Source organism: Sphingobacteriales bacterium (assembly GCA_016700115.1).
Lineage (GTDB): Bacteria > Bacteroidota > Bacteroidia > Chitinophagales > UBA2359 > UBA2359.
Genome location: CP064999.1, coordinates 4,962,499 through 4,981,419 on the forward strand (window position 1 = coordinate 4,962,499; position 18,921 = coordinate 4,981,419).

The following is an 18,921-nucleotide window of genomic DNA, read 5'->3' on the forward strand; positions in this document are numbered from 1 at the left end:
CAAAAGCTCAAAATTATGAATTCAGTCGTAAGATCTGTCTTTTGTTTAATCTTTTTCAGTATGTTACTAACTTTTTCAACTTTAGCTCAAAATAGTATTACCGGAACCTGGAACGGATTATTAAAAATACAAGGAGTTCAACTTAGAATTGTGTTTCACATTACAAGTACGGACAACGGGTATCAAACTACAATGGACAGTCCTGATCAGGGAGTCTTGGGTATTGCAATCAGTTCGACTAATTTTGAAGAACCTACTCTAAAACTTGCTTTACCTGCTGCAGGAATCGAATATGAAGGCAAATTAGAGAACGAACAAAATATTTCAGGCACTTTTAAACAAGCCGGGCAGTCTATTGCATTAAACTTGACTAAAAGTGATGAAAATCAAAAAGAATTAGTGCGTCCACAAGAACCGAAAGGTCCTTTCCCATATCATTCTGAAGACATTGCTTTTGAAAACAAACAAGCGGGGATCACTTTGGTGGGGACTTTAACAATGCCTCAACAAGAAGGTAAGTTTCCGGCAGTAGTTTTGATAAGTGGCAGTGGCCCTCAAAACAGAGATTCTGAAATATTAGGACATAAGTTATTTTGGGTAATTGCAGACTATCTTACCCGAAACGGTATTGCCGTATTGAGATTTGACGAAAGGGGGATTGGTAAATCAACCGGCGATTTTGGAAACGCTACAAGCATAGATTTTGCTGAGGATGTGATGGCAGGAGTGGACTTTTTGAAAAGTAAAACAGAAATTGACACTCACAACATCGGATTAATCGGGCACAGCGAAGGGGGGATAATTGCGCCACTGATTGCAGCCCAAACCAAAGACATTGCATTTATGGTTTTATTAGGCGCTCCGGGTATTCCCTGTGATGAACTGATGTTGCAGCAACAAGGTTTGATTGGCAAAGCTCAGGGTCTAAGTGAATCAGATATCGAAATTTCTTTGGCAATTAACAAAGAAATATTTGATATAGTTAAAAACAACAATAACCCTGATAAAGTGAAAAACGAACTGACCAAATTTCTAAAAGAAGCGGTTAAAAACAACCCCCAGACACTTATACCGGAAGGTATGACTGAAGATGAAATGATTAACGCACAGGTTAAGCAACTCATAAACCCCTGGATGTTATATTTTATCAATTACAACCCTTCGAATGTCTTAGAGCAGGTTCAGTGTCCGGTATTAGCACTCAATGGTGAAAAAGATTTACAGGTTGCACCAAAAGAAAATCTGGCAGGAATTGAAAGTGCACTGATAAAAGGTAAAAACAACAATTTTTCAATCAAAGTAATGCCCGGCTTAAACCATCTGTTTCAGGAATGTGTAACCGGTGCTCCAGATGAATATGGCTCAATTGAACAAACAATATCACCAGATGCCTTAAAAGAAATATTGATGTGGATTCAAGCGTTGAATAAATAAACCGCAAACATAGGTTAGCTGTTATATTAGTTCAACAAAATTGTTGCATCAAAAGAAAACGCTCAAATCAGTTTTCAACCAGCTGATATTTCCAGATTTGTGTAATCTCAATATGGTTTTTGTAACAAACCCTCAAAAAAATTTGAGTGTTTCATTTCAACAATTTGATTTGTTTAACCTGAAAGTTTTAATAGCAGTTAAAATTTAAACCTTACTATTCATCTTCCTAAAATTAACCTAACCATGACAGAAAAAACCTTTCAACATTCATTGCGAACCATTACTTTGAAATACGATGATTCTATTCCGGAATCAGATTTTGAACGGGAATTAATAGAAAGATATTTGGAAATGCATACAAAAATTGAAGAATACAATAAGGAAAGTGCCCGTATTACTTTTTTGCATTCAGAACTTGCCGATCTTATTCATGAAGGTAGCAGGAAATTCAAACTCATAGATGAGACCATCAGTCAATTCTTGAAAAAAGCAGAAGCTATTGCAGAAGTTAGCGACAATCTGTTTTTTTTGAGGGAACTTGATGAAAGTATGCAAAATTACCATGTAAACATATCTGATTTTCACGATAATATCTTACAGCAAATCAGGAATGACTATGATGAAAACTGGGACGAGTATTTGAAATTAATTGAGCTGGATGAAAAATTAACCAATGATTACGATGAGTACTCGAAGTTTCGCAACCCTTTGTATGTAACTGATCCACAATGGAGTTTAGATTTAGTTTCTTATGACAGAGACGAGCAGAAAATGTTAGGTTCTATTTCAAGACTTGAAAAGTTTTTACCTTTTCACCGAAAAATCAAATCTGACTATGAAGAATTTGTACAGACAGTAAATACCGCTTATTCAAATTGGCAAACAACCCGAAAAATCATGTCGGAGGCTTATGATTCTAATAATTTGTTAGATTGCAGCCAATCTCTCAGCTATGCAAACGGAACCGGCGATCCCAAAAAACGTCCAATCTACATGATTCCTCCGGGCAGCCCTCAAATTGAAGAGTTTAAAACCAATTATGGGTTACTTGCCAATCCGACCAAAAACAGTTTGACTATTTCAGTTGATATGGAAACAGTAAAATCAGAAGATATTTACATGATTCAGGAATTTATCCTCTGTTTACAACATTTCCCTAAACTGATTGAGAAGTTTGTTTTTTCTATTAATATTCAGTTTCTTAATCACGATGATATTCCAATGAAGGATGAAGACTGGAAAGGAGTATCTTATCCCATGAAATGGTTCAGTTTAATGCAGCAACTACCTTGCTCAATCTTTTTCATTCAGGACCCGGATGCCCGCGGCTATATCCTTTTGGGAGATATTATGACCTCTGATGAAGAATTTGAACGAACTGAAAATGAAATAAAATTAGAAGGCAAACTTCTTGAAAAGGTTTGTAACCGCTTGTTTCACAGTTGTTTTTTATTTCTATTATACTGCCACAATTCGGGCTTTAACCCGCAACCCTATATTGAAGCTTTGATTGCAGATTTTGATTTGCCGATAACGTATAAACATGTACATCAGGAATATTTAAAGGCTGTAAAACAAGGAATAAAAATTAAAGCGGTACCTACTAAAAAAGGAAAGTAATAATAGATTATCATAGTGTTAAGGGGATGCTTATCCTTAAAATTATGCCGGTTTAAATCTTTCCATTAAACGACGGCTATTGTTCATTGCCCCCCTTTGACAGCCGGACCAATAACCATGGTTCCTTAAATTCATATCCGCTAAGAGTCAGGAAATTGGCAAATCTTGGCAAAATGATACTTTTACGGCGGTTTGCCAATGTTATAATCAATTCGTCGCCAAACTTCTGCAGGGTAAAATCGGGTTGTTTGATGAATGGAAGTTTAATGCGGATTTCGTAATATTGTTCATCTTCATGTACTTCAAAAGGACTTTCGCGGTGAAGCACTTCTGCCGGATTTATTTTGGCATAAATATCGTGTCCTATTGTTTTTAGCAAGTCGAGACCAAAAACTTCCTGTCCGCGATGCAGCACTTTAAATATCGGTAGCGGTGAAAATGCTTCTTCTATTTCTGAAAGATACTGTTGTTGTGTAATCAGGTATTTTTCAAAAAGAGACCCTGCTTCAACAGTAGGTAAAATCCGGTTGACGACCAATGCATCAACATTATAGCCATACATTTGGAGGTAAGTATAAGCCCGTTTAGCTTCCTGAATAACCATTCTTTCAGGGTTTGCCACAATACGAATGGAACAGATATCCGGATTTAAAAAAATCTTCTGAACCTTTTCCAATTTGGCAAACAAATTTTCCAATTCAGCATAGCCTTTGTCAAGGGGTATCCCAGTTGTTTTCCGAACCACAAATCCCATCGTTTTTACCGCTGTGCTTTGCCCGGGAAATGCCTTTACCAACCATGATTGGGTTACTTGCGGTAATGTAAGTAAGGTAAGGGTTTCTCCGGTTGGTGCGCTGTCAATTACTATAAGGTCATAGTTGTTTTCAGAGTAGTATTTTTCCAGCCATAAAAAAGCAGAGGCTTCTTCCATACCGGGAAGTACCGAAAGTTCTTCGGCAACTACATTTTCAACCCCTCTCCATTTGAACAAACTCAACATCAATTGACGCATATTGCCCCAATATTTTTTCATAGAGTAATAAACATCAAATTCTTGTCCGTACAAATTAGGAGCGACTTCGACCGGTTCGGGTGAAAGAGGAATGTTCAGAGCATCGGAAAGACTATGTGCAGGGTCAGTAGAAATCACTAAGGTTTTGTATCCTTTTTGAGCTGCATCTAAAGCAGTTGCGGCAGCAATGGTGGTTTTTCCTACTCCTCCTTTGCCGGTAAACAAAATAATGCGCATGAATTGTTTTAGTTAATTTTTTTTAGATGGGTGCATTGTACCGAACTGAAATTTACTAACACCTACCTGATTAAGGTAATGTTGCCTTTCAGGGTTTCGATTTCTTGAAGTTGATTTTGATATTCCAATATCCATACATAAACACCTACAGGACAGTTTTCGTCGTGAAATTTGCCGTTCCAACCTGTATCGAGGTTTTCCGATTCAAAAACAAGCTGTCCCCAACGGTTATAAACTTCCATTTTTACATATTCTGTCAGGCAATTGTAAACAGGTCTGAAAACATCATTAATCCCGTCATTGTTCGGACTATAGGCATTCGGAACTAAAAAAGTACAAGGCAAAGGATCAGGAGGATCCGGAGGTGTACAGTCGTTAGATGTTATTGTAACCATATCCTGAGCAGTTCCGCATTGGTTTTGCACGCTTACTTCATAAAACCCTCCTCCGGTAACGATTAAAGTCGGCAAACTACTTCCATCTTGCCATAAATACATATCGCTGTTTGTTGATACGGCAAATAGGGTAATAGTATCCCCAATACATATTGTATTTGCCCCCGAAATACTGACTACCGGCAAATGAATATAATCTAAAGCGATCTGATCGTTAGCTGCTCCACATACATTACTGACAGTTACAGCATATATTCCTGTTTGAGTTGCGGTAAAAATAGGATTTATGCTTCCATCCTGCCATACATAATTTAACGAATTGTCTGATTGAGTTGCATCTATCGTTAACATCTGACCCTGACACAATACAGTGTCCTGCAACAAATTGATTGACGGGGAATAGAGATAAGATAAAGCAATTGTATCTGAAGCTGAACTGCAGTTGTTGCTGATTTGAACCCAATATGTTCCGGGTACAGAAACTGAAAATGTTGAGTTTGTACTGTTATCCTGCCATAAATAGCTAACTCCGGGTGTGGTCGCTGAAAGGGTAATTGTCTCATTGTTACAAAGTGTCATATCAGGTCCTAAATTTATGTTTAGGTTTGTTCCCACATCTACATTGATAAAGTCATTAGCCGTTCCACAGGCATTAAAGACTGTTACTGAATATTGACCGGAATCGGATACAGTAATTTCAGAATCTACACTCCCTGTATTCCAAAGATAAGCGTTGGTATTAGGATTCGCGGCTTCAATAACCAAAGACTCGCCGGGGCAAAGGATGGCATCGTTTCCCAATTCAACCACAGGAAGTGGAATAACAAAAATATTCACCCCATCAGTAACACTTCCACATGGATTGGTAATGGTTGCAGTATATAGTCCCGATTGAGAAAAGGTTTTAACAGGATTGGTGCTTCCGTCATTCCACAAATATGTGGCTTGTATATCTGAAAATGTTATGTCAAGGGTTATACTCTCTCCTTCACAAATTTGAATGTCAGGACCTAAATCAATTGTGGGGTTCAACTCATAACTAACAACAACGGTATCGGAAGCAGAACTGCAACCGTTGTTGATTTGAACCCAATATTCTCCGGGAACTGACACTGTATAAACAGGAGTTGTGGTGCCATCTTGCCAAATATAATTAACTCCTGCTGTGGTTGCATCAAGTACTAAGGTTTGCCCACTGCAAAGTGTGAAATCAGGTCCAAGATCAGGAGAAGATAGCGCTTGATAGTTAACATTGATGTCTTCTGTTTGTGTGCCACAGGAATTTGTAACTTCTACCCAATAATTCCCGGATTGAGTTACGGTAAATACAGCTAATGTGCTGCCATCCTGCCATAAATAGCTTCCGTCAGGAGTTGTGGCATCCAATAAAAGACTTTCACCAGGACAAAGGTCTGCATCCGGTCCAAAATTGATGTTTGGCGGGTATAAGTTGTCGAGAGTCATTTGGTCGGTCGCTGTTCCACAAACATTGCTGACTGTTACACTATAGGTACCGGCAACAGAAGTATTTAACAAAGGCGTGATGCTTCCGTTTTGCCAAATATATGTAAGAGTTCCTGCCGATGATTGGTTCAGAGGTGTTGCATCTAAAGTTACAGCAATTCCCTGACACACCAATACATCATTGCCTATTTCAATATCTGGAGGTTGAATAAAATCTATATTGACACTTCCGGTATCGTATCCACAGGGATTAGCTACTGTAACTGTATAAAGACCTTCAGTTGAAACGGTATAAGAAGATGTTGTTTCACCTGTTCCCCATTGATAAGAATTAAACAAAGCACCGTTGGTTGGAGCTGCATTTAAAACAAGAGTTTGCCCTTCGCAAAGCGATTGATTGATCCCTAAATCAAATTCGGGAATAGAATTGTAAGATACAGAGACTAAATCAGAAACAGAACCACAAACGTTGCTGACTGTTACACTGTACAATCCTTCCTGAGTTACGGTAAATGTCGGAGAAGTGCTTCCATTCTGCCAAAGATAAGTTACCACTCCGGGTGCTATAGGTGTTAGTGTAATAGTTTCAGATGGACAAAGTATCTGGTCGGTACCGAGATCTACTCCTGTTAGTACATGATGGATCATAACGTTTTGGCTAACCGTTTCTGATACTCCATTAGTCAGGGTTATGGTCAGTGAAACGGTGTAAACATCAGGTGCAGAGAAGATATGAGACGGGCTGAATTGTGTTGAAGTATTGTTAGAACCGGAAGCTGAATCACCAAAATTCCATGATACTGATGCTATAAAAGCTGTGCTGACCAATTCAAATTCGGTAGCATCGCCGAAACATGTATTGGTGTAGGTAAATGGCATTGGTTTCAGATAACTCTGAACAAAATTGGGCAATCCAAAATTGGAAGTCGGGCCGTTCAAAAATACACCGTCATCAATATATCCGCAAGCAAGACCAAGTGCATTAGGATTTTGTATAACCCCAAGCCAATCTGATTGATGTCTGGCAAAATAAATTTTTTCATCTAACCCCAACTGTATTGCTCCGCCAAAAAGACTTGAAGATGTTCCGACCAATGTCGCAGATGCAAGGATTGCAGCAGGTGTTGCGGCTTCTAAGTTAAATTGATATATCTGAGGATTCCCAAATCCGTATTTTGAGCCATAAAATTTTGTTCCGTCGGCCGAAAACTCGACCCCATAAGCATTGGAGTAAGTAGCGGGGGTTGTTATTGGGTTCGATACGATTCCGTTTGAAGTGTTTAAATCAAAAATCTGGTATAGATTCATTTCTTTGATTGCTAAAGCCAACTTGTTTCCCAATGGAGAGGCTTTCATATATCCCGCAGAATTTCCATTGGTTGCAAGACTGCCTCCTGTATGAACTAATCCCGTATTGCTGATAACAGGAGACGCACTAATACCTGCAGCATTGAGCAAATAAGCATAAAAAGCATCCGAATCCCATTCGTGGGTGATAATCCAAATATCAAAATTGTTGTTGTGTTTGACGGCAGTTACCTTTTTCTGAAACAGGTGTCAGGAGCAGTACATTTTTCATCACCACATCACCCAAACCTCCGGCAAGGCTTAAGTCTATAATCGTATATCTAAAACCCAGAGAATTGCCTTCTTCGTCCACCGTAAAAATATAATAAATTGTATTGCTTCCGGGTAAAGGGGCTATAACAGCTGCCTGAGAGGAGGAAGCGTCTCCTGCCAATCCGAAACCATTGGGCATTTGAATATGGTTGCGGTTAAATACGCGGTTGCCACTAGTGTAAAAAAGCAATTGACCATCTGAATCGCTAATCGTCGCACAGCCTTCGTTAGTACTAAGAATGCCATCAGTTACAGCAACCGGAGAACCTGAGTCAAAACTTACACCCGCATAAGCACCAAAATACCAAAAATTGGTTTCTTTTTGTGCAAATGCCGGAAACAGGTTGAAACCAAGCAACAACAACCCAAATATGAAGACAAATAATATTTGTTGAAGTTTTTGTGCTTTCATAAGCAACAAAGGTACTTATTTAGATTGGGCTACACAAACCCCCCTTTTTACAGTGTGCTTATAAAAAGTCGGCTAACTTAAAAAAGATTACTTTTTAGACATAGCATCTACTCTGACCATCAAATCTTCCGTATAATGAACCAATTCCTCAAACCGGGGTGTTCTTTTAATAAAACGGTCTCGCCTGTAAGGTAAGTCCACATAAATATGTTCTACAATTTGCCCGGGGTTAGCACGCATGATATAGATATCATCGCCAAGGTAAACGGCTTCCGAAATATCGTGGGTAACAAATATGATTGTGGGATGAACTTCATACCAGATATTGAGCAGCATATCCTGCATTTGTAATCGGGTATTGACATCTAATGCACCGAAAGGTTCATCCATCAACAAGATGCGCGGATTTGCCAGCAGACTTCGGGCTATTGCCACCCTCTGCAATTGACCTCCCGAAAGTATAGGGTACTGTGCATATTTGTTTTCGTGCCCTTCAAGCCCTACCTTTTTAATCATTTCTCGGGCTTTTTCTTCTCTTTCTTTTTTTGGAATGCCCTGATAATATAGTCCTAAAGCAACATTGTCCAAAACAGTAAGCCAAGGCAAAGAAGAATATTTCTGAAAAACCATTCCAACTCTGTCTGATTCTTTTCTGGGGTTTCCATACAAATTAACCTCACCAGAGGTTGGTCGTTGTAAGCCCGAAATATACCTGAGTATGGTTGATTTTCCACAACCGGAAGCTCCCAAAATCACCACAAACTGACCCTGATTTGGTTTGTCTTCAATTAAAAGATTAAAATCTTGAAGCACAACAAATTTGCCGTTATCATAAGATTGGTGAATATCTTTTAATCTTACAATATCTTCCCGATGGGTATCTGAAAAAAAGAATGACATATTATTGGAAAATGGGGTTATTTGGTTTGGTGTTTATGGGGTAACAACAGGCGGTCTAATAGAAGAAATAACTTGTCCTGAATAAACCCTATCAGTACGATAATCAATAAAATAGCAAATACTTTATCAATTCGGCTCATCCTAGCCGACTTAAAAGCAATAGCTCCTATTCCTCCGGAATTGGCATTGACCAATTCGGCTACTATGATATAAGTCCATGAAATAGCAACTAATACCCTGATATCGTCTGAAACTCTCGATATGACTGAAGGAATAAAAACAGTTCGGATTTGTTGCCATTTATTAGCACCCAAAGTATAAGCGGTTTGTTCATAGACACCATCTACTTCATCAATTCTTTGAACAATCACTGGTAACAGATAAACAAAAATACCAAATGCCAGAAATTGTACTTTCATCGTTGTGCCAATCCCAAACCAGGCAATAAACAAACCGGTTACTGCGGTTAAAGGTACAAACCTCAAAGCATCAATACTTCGGCTAAACAAAGATCTGAATAAAGGAAAAAGTCCGATAGCAAACCCAAGAGGAATTGATACCAAAATGGCAATCAAGTATCCCGACAAGTTTAAATAGACTGAAAAAGCAGTATTCGACATTAAATTGTCTTTCGTGTACAGTTCTTTGTAAGATTTTATCACATCTATTGGCGAAGGAAGCAAGGAATTGCTAATCCATTCCTGTCGAACTGTTAAATTGATATTGTCAGAACCAAGCAACATTACATCAACAGAACCCAAAGAATTTGGGGTGATTTCGGGTGTTTCACTGTTGGTAAAATATTGTTCGTCTATTACAGTACTTCCCGAAAACTCAGATAACCTTCGAATTACCTCTTTTTTATTTTCACCCTGAGGCATAGCTGCTATCAGGTTGATTCCGGGAATAGAATCAGCAAGTGTTTGAACCAAACGGCGATTGGGTTCGGAAGTTACCAAAACAATAGGATTTCCGTTTGCTGACAAATCGCGCATAATTGGTTGCAAATCAGATGCATTAAAAACAGGCTGATCATAAATCAGTATTCGGGGTGTCTGAACCTGATCGGCCGATTTTGTATTCAGGTAAATATTGAGTTCTGAGGTAGAATAATCCTGATTTCGGGTAGTACTCAAACTTGCAATTAATTGCCATAATAACAGCAATAAAATTACCCCCAATATTTCGATAATTAAATGAGTTCTTTTCGGTAATTGTGCTCTTAAACTGAATAGGTCTGACCATTTGAATTTCATACGAATAGCGCTGTTATCCTGATGGAATGGCCTTTAATCAACCACTTCACCGGTAAAAAGTTTACAAAATGAAATTAGTTACTCCCTTCATCGGCAATAAGGTCAAAATCTGTTCTTCTGTTTTTAGCCTTTCCTTCGGGAGTGTTGTTGTCGGCAATCGGTTTATCCGGACCATTACCTACAACAACAAAACGGTTAGCATCCATTTTATACTCTTTAGCCAAATAATCGGCAACTGCTTGTGCTCGTTTCTTAGAAAGTATAATATTTTGTTCCCGGCTACCTACGGCATCTGTGTTTCCTTCAATCCGAATTCTTGCATTGCCGAAGGCTTTAGCTATTTCAGAAAACTGGAGGTCAATGAGTTGCTTTGCGTTTTCTGACAGCGTGTAAGAGCCCGACTCAAATCCGATGGTGATTTTTTTGCTTGAAAAAGCAGGTGCGTTTTCCAATTCCGTAGTTGGTGGTTTAAAAGTTGCTGCTCCTTCGGCTAAATGTTCTTTTGAAGTCAATGTTGAGGTGTTTCTGATAAAAGTAGGGTTTGCAACTAAGCGCCAAGCAGGAACATTTTTTTCAGCATACCCTAAACCCTGATAGACTTTTGTCATTTTGTTGTACAAATCTTCCCCTTTAACTCCACTGTAATTTCCGTCAAGGTTAAAGAAGTTTACATTATCGCCATAAGTGCAAAGACGAACATTATTGATTGCGTTATAACAATAGTCTTCGGGCATATTTAACCCTTCTGAAAGTATTTTTGCAGCCTTGCGTTTATTGGCATCGTTGCTGTTAATTTCGGCTGCACCTCTCATCCAACCTTCAAAAAGTTTTTGAAGGTCTTCTTTATTTTCTTCTGCATACGCTTTTTTGGCTATAAACACATCTGCTATAATGTGCGATGCAGATTTAGTACTTCGTAATACTTTTGAACCTTTTACGCTATTGACACAATCCTCATCGTCAGGACTCCATACAACCGCAGCATCTACCCTGCCTGCTTTAAAATAAGCAGCAGCATCAATGGCACTGGGAGCTTCTACTATTTCTACATCGGAGGCTTTCAGGTCGCCTGCTTCCAAAAGCCATAAAAGAAATGAATGAGATGGGGTCATTAAAGCAACCGATATTTTTTTACCTTTCAGGTCTGCAACTGAGTTAATTCCGCGTCTGACCACAATGGCATCCCCTCCTCTTGACCAGTCAGCTTGAAACACGATTTGAGGTTCAAATTCTTTTAAACTCGTTACTTCTGTCGGAAAAGCATCTACTGTTGCCCAAAGCAGATTAACTTCATCGGCTTTAAACGCTTCGCGTGAAGCAGCAAAATCGTCCAGGACTTTAAATTCGACTTTCAACCCATACTCTTTATAATATCTTGAATTGGTTGAGGCTTTAAAACCTTCGTTAAAATACTGACCTCCCGCATAACCACCCCAGGTTACTACCCCAATTTTAATGACATCGTCATTATTATTGCCTGTATTTCCATTGGTTTTTGTACCGGTGTTTGTATTGCCAGAATCATTGCCATCATCTTTTCCTAAATTGGTGTTGTTGGCAATATAATATAATCCTCCGCCTATCCCTCCAACTATGAGCAGGGTGATTAAGAACTTTGAGAAGCCTGTTAAACGTGCAGCCATAATGATATGTGTTAGTAATTATTGAATAAGTAGATATAGTGTTTTTGTTCTTTAATTTTAGTTTAAGTCTAATCAGGGCTTAAATTAGACTTTTTTAATCAAACTTAATGCAAAAATGCCACTAAAAGTGCCAATTGTTAAAAAAAATTGAAATTTTCAATTCGGCACCTTTCGTGGCATTTTACAAAAAGCCAGCAACTATGTATTATCCATAAACAGAACAGACATCTGAATATGTATTTTTTGATGTGTTAAAAATCAAACAAATCGGTGTATTGCCCTTTTTCTCCTTTATGCTTTCCTGAACTGATAGGGGCATCCAAATCAATAGTAGTATTGGTAGCATTGGTTTCGTCAATAATTCTCTTTTTGTCTTCACCAAGCAAAAACGAAACTCCTTCTTTTTCCCATTTTTCAAGCATCTCCAACCCTTTTTCTTCAAAAATTCCGTTTTGAAGGTCAATTGAGGTCATAAAGTTTTCGGATATTTCCATGAAATGCTCCATTTCACCCACTTTGCGTCCGATATCTTCTGCGATAGCTTCCATAGCCTGATCAAACATCATCCTTTTGTCTTTATCACCCGATATTATGTTCATTGCCGAACGCATAGCAGAATGACTCGCCCTGATTGCTTCCCGTTCTCTTTTGCGAACTGATACTTCGTCCTGAATATCTTCCAGTAAAATTTCAGAATTTTCATACATTCGGCATAGTACCTTGTACAAAACTTCCATCTTTTTGTATAAATCCTGAAGTTTAATGTTTGATTCCTGAAGACGACCGGCTTTCCGGGCTTTTAAGATCATAATGTTGTCAATGCCTTTTTCTTTAGCCCGATTGGCAAGTGACATGTTTTGCTTCATCATTTGCTCGTTCTGCTCAATCTGAGTTTTAAGGTTTCGCATCTGTCCCCTTAAATTGCTGATTTGCCTGCCCATTTTTTTCAGATTATCTTTCAAATCGTCTATATACGATTCAATAATCCCAATCGGATCAATTTGTACAAAAATTCCGGTTATAAACCGCATAATGCTTTTATAGAGATACCATATCAGGTTGCGAAACTTGGGGTCAACCAATATGTACACCACTGCGGCAAGTGCTGCAAGCATCAATACCAAATAAAGGGTGTTTTGTGCCAATACAATCAGCATTGGCAAAAAAGTATAAAGCAGATAGGCTAAACCGCCAACAATAGCAATGCCAAAGATGGTTCCTGTTTTTCCTTCGGGTCTGTTAAAAAATGATTTGGTTTTGATTTCTTCCATGATTTCCTGGTTAAGTAGCTTTAACTTTGTTTTTAGTGTTAATTTTAAAAGTAAGTAGCCGTTAAAGTTTGAAAGTTACAAATATACTGTCAAATGTTAAAATTGCAATCTGAAGCAATGATAACCCTTTGAATATAGCTGTTGATTAAGACAATAGTTTTTTAATGCGTTGAATGTCATCCTCAAACTGAGTAAGCAAATACTGATGTGTACTAAAAAATGCTCTTTGAGTTTGTTGAATTTTTGATTGTATTTCGGCTAATTGATTTTGAAGTTGCGACAGATTTTGTTTGTGCTGACTGATTTCGTTAGTGAGTGTAGTAATTTGTTGTTCCTTTTTGTGAATTGTATCTTCCAAGGTTTGGCGTTCTTTGTCTTTTGACATTACCGATTGCTGCATTTTGTTTTCCAGTTCGGTGTTAAATTTGTCTCTTTCGCGGTTAAGAATGTTTTTGTAATACTCTGCCGAACTAATGAGTTTGTCCACCGTTAAACCCATCGTTGATGCAGTTGCAAAAGCAGATTTGAATTTTGTAGCTTCATCTAATGGCAGGTTGCTTAGTGCTTGTAAAGAGGCTTTAAATTCTAAATAATCAAATCCTTCCATGTTATTGCTTTCAATAACGGTAAGGAGCATATCATAGACCCTTTGATCCATTTTGGGCGAATTTTCCTTCACGTTATTTTCATTATTGGGTATAGGTGGGGGGAGTTGAATATTTTTATTTTCCTCTTGGTTGGTGTTATTGTTTTCCTGATTTTCGCTCTTTTTTTGCTGTTCGTTTTCGTCAACAATAAACAAAGATTTCAGGTTTTTCAGGTTAATCATTTGAACTAGATTTTTTATTGGTGAACCTTTTTGGCAAAGTGTATTTAAGTGTTTCCTTGAAGCGCAAATATACCATCTTTGAAAAGACTTGCTAATCTTTTTTGAGGGGTTTGTGTATTTTTATTTTAAATCGGACAACTCCTCCGCAAAACATCCGATTTTTAATTTTAAACAGTGAGTTTAAGTACTGATATGAATGCCAAAATCAGTAGCATGGATTTAGTTGTTTCCAAAAAGTTTATGAAAATTAAGATACAGAGAAATTGACTACCAAATCTAAAGTTCAATAAGTGTAGTTTTGGATGTATATTCGTTATGTGCCGATCTTTTTGTCAGTTGATATTTTGTAGTAAACGGACGAATGATTAACCTGATTGCACCTTTGTATGAAAAGTAGCTCCATGCCCAATTTAACAGGGTAATGAACCGGTTTCTAAATCCGACCAATAACATCAGGTGAACAAACATCCAGACCAACCATGCAAATATGCCTTTCATGTCCATCAGTTTTGTATGAACAACTGCCTTGTTTCTACCAATCGTGGCCATTGTTCCCTTTTCGCGATAAACAAATGGCAACAATGGTTTTTTTCTCGCGAGGCAGATAAAGTTTTTGCTGATATGAACTCCTTGCTGAACTGCTACTGATGCCATCATTGGATGTCCGTTTGGATATTCTTCTGAAATTATAGCTCCGGCATCACCAATTGCATAAATATTGGAATAACCTTCTACTAAAAAAAACTCATCCGTTTTAAAACGATTACCTTTTACAATTTTAGCAGTCTTCAACCCATCAACGGTATTGCCCTTTACTCCGGCAGCCCATACTACTGTTCCGGTCTGGATACTATCTCCATTATTCAAATACAGGGTTTGACCATCGTAATCAGTAACAATGGTGTTCAGCATTGTTTGAACCCCCATTTTACGCAGGTCGTGATTCGCTGTCTCAGAAAGTTTCTCAGGCATTGCCGAAAGCAATCTGGGAGCAGCTTCAATCAGGTAAATATGAATTAAATCGGTATCTAACTCTGTAAAATCATAAGGAATTACATTGTTTTTAATTTCTGCTATAGCCCCTGCCAGTTCAACTCCTGTCGGACCACCTCCAACTATTACAAAATTTAATGTCGGTTGAACATTGGTAATGGTTTTAGTCAGGAGGACCCGTTCAAATTCCTGAAGGATGTTACTTCTCAGGTCTAAGGACTCAGAAATTTCTTTCAGCGACATGGCATATTTTTCGACATTGGGTTTGCCGAAAAAATTGGTCGCTGCACCGGTTGCAATAATCAGATAATCATAACCAAAATTACCTACATTGGTTATCACTTCATTTTTGGCAGCATTGATTCCAATTACAGTTGCCATTCTAAAGGCCACATTGCGCATTGGCCCTATTATTTTTCTAAGTGGATAAGCAATAGCATCTGAACCAAGTCCTCCGGTAGCTACCTGATATAACAGCGGTTGAAATGTGTGAAAATTATTCTTGTCTAATACCAATACTTTGTAAGGCTGATTATTCAGGCGTTTTGCAATTTGTAATCCTGCAAATCCGCCACCTATTACAACTATGGTCGGATAATTGAGTTGTTGAAATTTGTTTGACATACAAGATTAATTCGTTGTTGATCCTGTAAAATAACAAACAATAAATACCGAAAGATTAACCGGATTTGAGATTTAATTAAATTGTTTCTTTCAGGTTTACTGAAAAACCTACCGGAATCAAGCGAAACATTTAACCTTATATTCTATTTGTTTATACTTTATCCTAAACTAACCCCGAAAAAAAGATAAACTAAAACAAAATTGAAGTAAGAAATGAACCATTTCCGGTTTTCATTACCTTCAAAAAGTCAATTTTTCTCTATTAGATTAAGATTTTAAGGAGTTCAATTGCAATTTTTGCTCTTTCAATTTTAATTTTATTCTTTTATAATATTATTTTGTTCTTTTAAATTGTTAATTTTTTTATTTTTGAAGCAAGATTTGTTTCAAAACCAACTTCATTCTTCGAAAAAATGTCAATTTTTTTCGTTAAAAAAATAATTTTCTCTTCTAAAATTTACTCTTTTTTTTCAAAAATCAGAGCAAGACTGTTCAAATTAACGATTGAGGTTCCTTTTTTGAGTTACACCCCCCTTTATATGTAGAAAAAATCCTTTAAAAAAGTATCTCCTCCCCTTCTGTCAGGGTTATAAAGCGGTAGGCTTCTTGCAGTTTAGTCAGGATTTGGAAGTGTTGAACAGGAGTAATTACTCTTTTGTCAATCATGGTTACCGGCGTTAATTCTCCCATAGTGCCGGTGGTAAAAACTTCATCTGCATTGTACAATTCACTGACCGTCAGGTTGCGTTCGCGGGTTGGAATTTGGAGTTCATCCGCAATTTTCAGCACTACGCTTCTTGTAATTCCGGGTAAACAAGCATCCGGTAAAGGCGTGTGTAATACCTTATTCTTTACCATAAAAATATTAGTAGCATTGGTTTCAGCCACAAACCCGTATAAATCAAGCATTAAAGCATCATCAGCTCCTGCATGATTGGCTTCAATTTTTGCCAAAATATTATTGAGCAGGTTATTATGGTGGATTTTTGAATCCAAAGTTTGAGGGGAATTTCTTCTGATTTGAGCTGTTACTAAGCTAATTCCTTTGAAATTGTCATAAACCGGAGGCTTCCATTCAGCCAAAACTATCAGCATTGAGCCGCTTTGATTAAGCCGGGGGTCCATGCCGGAAGTAATTTTTTCGCCTCTTGTCAGTGTTAACCGAATATGAACACCATCCGACATGTTATTGGCTTTTAACGTGTCAGCGATTGCTTGTTTGATGTAATCGAATGAGGGAATATGTGAAAAATCAAGAGCTTTAGCCGATTCAAACAAACGTTGAAGATGTTGACTCAGGCAAAAAATACGTCCGTTATAAACACGCAAACCTTCCCAAACAGCATCACCCCCCTGAACCGAACTGTCAAATACAGAAACTTTTGCTTCCAGTCGGGGCAATATTTTACCGCCTACAAATACCTTTAGATTGTTGTTTTGAGGATTAAATTGTTGTTGCAAAATTTATGCTTTTAGTGAATATTGATAAAGTTGATCGTAGAAAGGTTTGGCTTCAAGATATAAAGGAATTAAGTGAGCAGGTAATTCCTGTTTAACCTCTTGAGTCTTTTCAAATCCTGCAGATTGGTGAACATTGTGATACCAAAATTTAGCCCATATTCCGTCTTCAGGTCTTGGTCCCGGAGACCAATCCAACATAGTGGCATAAAAAGGGATTCCTATTTTGAAACATAAGTTTTTCAGCACAGATTCGGGGTCTTTCAACAATTCTCCCGAATCCAATACTATTGATTTATATCCTTTTTGAATAGCAAACTGGTAAAATTCCCATTGCATTTTCATTCCAATATCTTCCATTGTTGGGTTACTGATTACTTTGCTGTAAGAATGTATGATTTGCATGGGATTTCTTATGAAAAACAGGTTGTAAAGATGCTGCATAAAGGTAAGGTCTATCAAAACAGTATGATGTGTCATGTGTTTAAAAAAAACGACGGGACGTTCAAACTGTCCGCTGCACATGTTTTTGATGACTGAGTTTGCATCAAGATCCATTGTTTTTAAAATCTCTTTTTTGCCCGGATGTTTTGCCTGAGTTTTATGTAAATAATATCCGTACAAGGGTTCGTCAACCACTAAAGTATCCGGTCGTTGTGCCCAACTGTACATAAAAGCAGTAGAGACATTGCGTGGGCTGCTCCACAAACAAATTCGCTTTATAGAATCAGACATGATTTAATATTGGCTTCTGATACTTTTATGCAGCCAAGGTAATTATATTTTGAAGGGATTTGACCTAAACAAACATAAGGAATCAAATTTTTGTAATAAATTTCCAACTGAAATCAAACCGAAAAATCAATAGGTCAATCAGAATTGATTAAAATTGAATATTAAATCTAAATTAACCTGCCTATTCTTATAAATTAGATTTTAATGAAGAACTATTTAGGATATTCACCCTCCGATCATTTGCTGCCTTATGCCAAATTTTATCAGGAAACAATGGCTGATACTCCCGGTTATGTGTTGGAAGCACTAAAAAAATCACCTTTGCCTATCGGTTCAATTCCGGGTCCTGAAGAAGCTGGAATGATGGCAAACCCCGGGTATCAGGATATAGAAACAGGCTATTGCCTGGAAAAAGATGGTGCTATAAGGGTATCTATTTTGACTAAAATGCCCCATGTTTTACCGGTTATGTGGAATTGGTGGTTTGGATGGCATGGTTGTAGTTCCGACAGATATAAACTTTGGCATCCTAAAGCACATCTGTCTGCAAAATGGAAAGATGGGTCGGTTGATACAAGTTATCTGAACAGGATATCTTTGATTGAAGAGTTTATCGGGGGCAAGTTGGAAAAGGCTGCCATCAGGTTTGTATCACCCACTACTTTTGGGCTTCAGGTTGCTTCAGAAAGTACTGAAAATCAGGATGTTTTTATTTGTGCAAGAATTAGTTTTTCTCAATTTCCATTAGACATCGGTTATTTATTACATCAGATTAGGGTTACTGAAGGGGGTTCTGAAATGAGATCCCGTTTCTGGTTAGGTGGTCAATATCTCCAATTGCAAGGTAACAATCTGTTTTGCCGCATTTTGTCTGATTTAATCAGATACCTAAAAAAACCTGCACCCAATCAGGCAGCAGCACTTTTGTTACATTGTTGGGAAGAGATGAATCATCTAGCAGGCTTTTTGCCTGAACTTTATCGGGAGTTTAGCAATCGTTAGTTAACCGTACTACAAC

At 37.8% G+C, this 18,921-nt stretch carries 14 protein-coding genes; 3 read left to right on the top strand and 11 right to left on the bottom strand.

The window, feature by feature from the left end; translation table 11 throughout:
- Positions 1–15: 15 nt before the first annotated feature.
- The gene (locus IPM47_17735; protein ID QQS28666.1) at positions 16–1,434 is read left to right on the top strand and encodes an alpha/beta fold hydrolase; all 1,419 of its coding nucleotides are present in this window, start codon (positions 16–18) and stop codon (positions 1,432–1,434) included.
- Between the two features lie 243 nt (positions 1,435–1,677).
- Positions 1,678–3,054, top strand: a complete 1,377-nt coding sequence (locus tag IPM47_17740; protein QQS28667.1) for a hypothetical protein — start codon at positions 1,678–1,680, stop codon at positions 3,052–3,054.
- Positions 3,055–3,130: 76 nt separating this feature from the next.
- Here the strand turns inward: IPM47_17740 and IPM47_17745 are convergent, their stop codons facing one another.
- The 11 genes from IPM47_17745 to IPM47_17795 all read right to left on the bottom strand — a co-directional run bounded on the left by IPM47_17745 (position 3,131) and on the right by IPM47_17795 (position 17,903).
- Positions 3,131–4,303, bottom strand: a complete 1,173-nt coding sequence (locus IPM47_17745) for a TRC40/GET3/ArsA family transport-energizing ATPase (protein QQS28668.1) — start codon at positions 4,301–4,303, stop codon at positions 3,131–3,133.
- 62 nt (positions 4,304–4,365) lie between these two features.
- On the bottom strand, positions 4,366–7,620 hold the full coding sequence (locus tag IPM47_17750) for a gliding motility-associated C-terminal domain-containing protein (protein ID QQS28669.1): 3,255 nt from the start codon (positions 7,618–7,620) through the stop codon (positions 4,366–4,368).
- Between the two features lie 49 nt (positions 7,621–7,669).
- On the bottom strand, positions 7,670–8,194 hold the full coding sequence (locus IPM47_17755; protein ID QQS28670.1) for a hypothetical protein: 525 nt from the start codon (positions 8,192–8,194) through the stop codon (positions 7,670–7,672).
- 87 nt (positions 8,195–8,281) lie between these two features.
- On the bottom strand, positions 8,282–9,094 hold the full coding sequence (locus IPM47_17760) for an ABC transporter ATP-binding protein (protein ID QQS28671.1): 813 nt from the start codon (positions 9,092–9,094) through the stop codon (positions 8,282–8,284).
- Between the two features lie 17 nt (positions 9,095–9,111).
- Positions 9,112–10,350, bottom strand: coding sequence for an ABC transporter permease subunit (locus IPM47_17765; protein ID QQS28672.1), 1,239 nt, complete (start codon positions 10,348–10,350; stop codon positions 9,112–9,114).
- 74 nt (positions 10,351–10,424) lie between these two features.
- A complete protein-coding gene (locus IPM47_17770; GenBank protein ID QQS28673.1) occupies positions 10,425–11,993 on the bottom strand; it encodes an OmpA family protein in 1,569 nt (522 codons plus the stop codon).
- A 251-nt stretch (positions 11,994–12,244) separates the two neighbouring features.
- Complete coding sequence (locus tag IPM47_17775; GenBank protein QQS28674.1) at positions 12,245–13,264, bottom strand: hypothetical protein; 1,020 nt, start codon at positions 13,262–13,264, stop codon at positions 12,245–12,247.
- A gap of 145 nt (positions 13,265–13,409) precedes the next feature.
- Positions 13,410–14,093, bottom strand: a complete 684-nt coding sequence (locus IPM47_17780) for a hypothetical protein (GenBank protein ID QQS28675.1) — start codon at positions 14,091–14,093, stop codon at positions 13,410–13,412.
- A 276-nt stretch (positions 14,094–14,369) separates the two neighbouring features.
- The gene (locus IPM47_17785; GenBank protein QQS28676.1) at positions 14,370–15,710 is read right to left on the bottom strand and encodes an NAD(P)/FAD-dependent oxidoreductase; all 1,341 of its coding nucleotides are present in this window, start codon (positions 15,708–15,710) and stop codon (positions 14,370–14,372) included.
- A 555-nt stretch (positions 15,711–16,265) separates the two neighbouring features.
- Positions 16,266–17,171 (bottom strand): aminotransferase class IV, encoded by a 906-nt coding sequence (locus tag IPM47_17790; protein ID QQS28677.1) that lies wholly within the window; start codon positions 17,169–17,171, stop codon positions 16,266–16,268.
- Between the two features lie 3 nt (positions 17,172–17,174).
- Positions 17,175–17,903 (bottom strand): sulfotransferase family protein, encoded by a 729-nt coding sequence (locus tag IPM47_17795; protein QQS28678.1) that lies wholly within the window; start codon positions 17,901–17,903, stop codon positions 17,175–17,177.
- Positions 17,904–18,107: 204 nt separating this feature from the next.
- Here IPM47_17795 and IPM47_17800 point away from each other — a divergent pair, with 204 nt between their 5' ends.
- Positions 18,108–18,905 carry a hypothetical protein gene (locus IPM47_17800; GenBank protein ID QQS28679.1) on the top strand — a complete coding sequence of 266 codons (798 nt, stop codon included), beginning with the start codon at positions 18,108–18,110 and terminating at the stop codon, positions 18,903–18,905.
- The last annotated feature ends 16 nt before the right edge of the window (positions 18,906–18,921 follow it).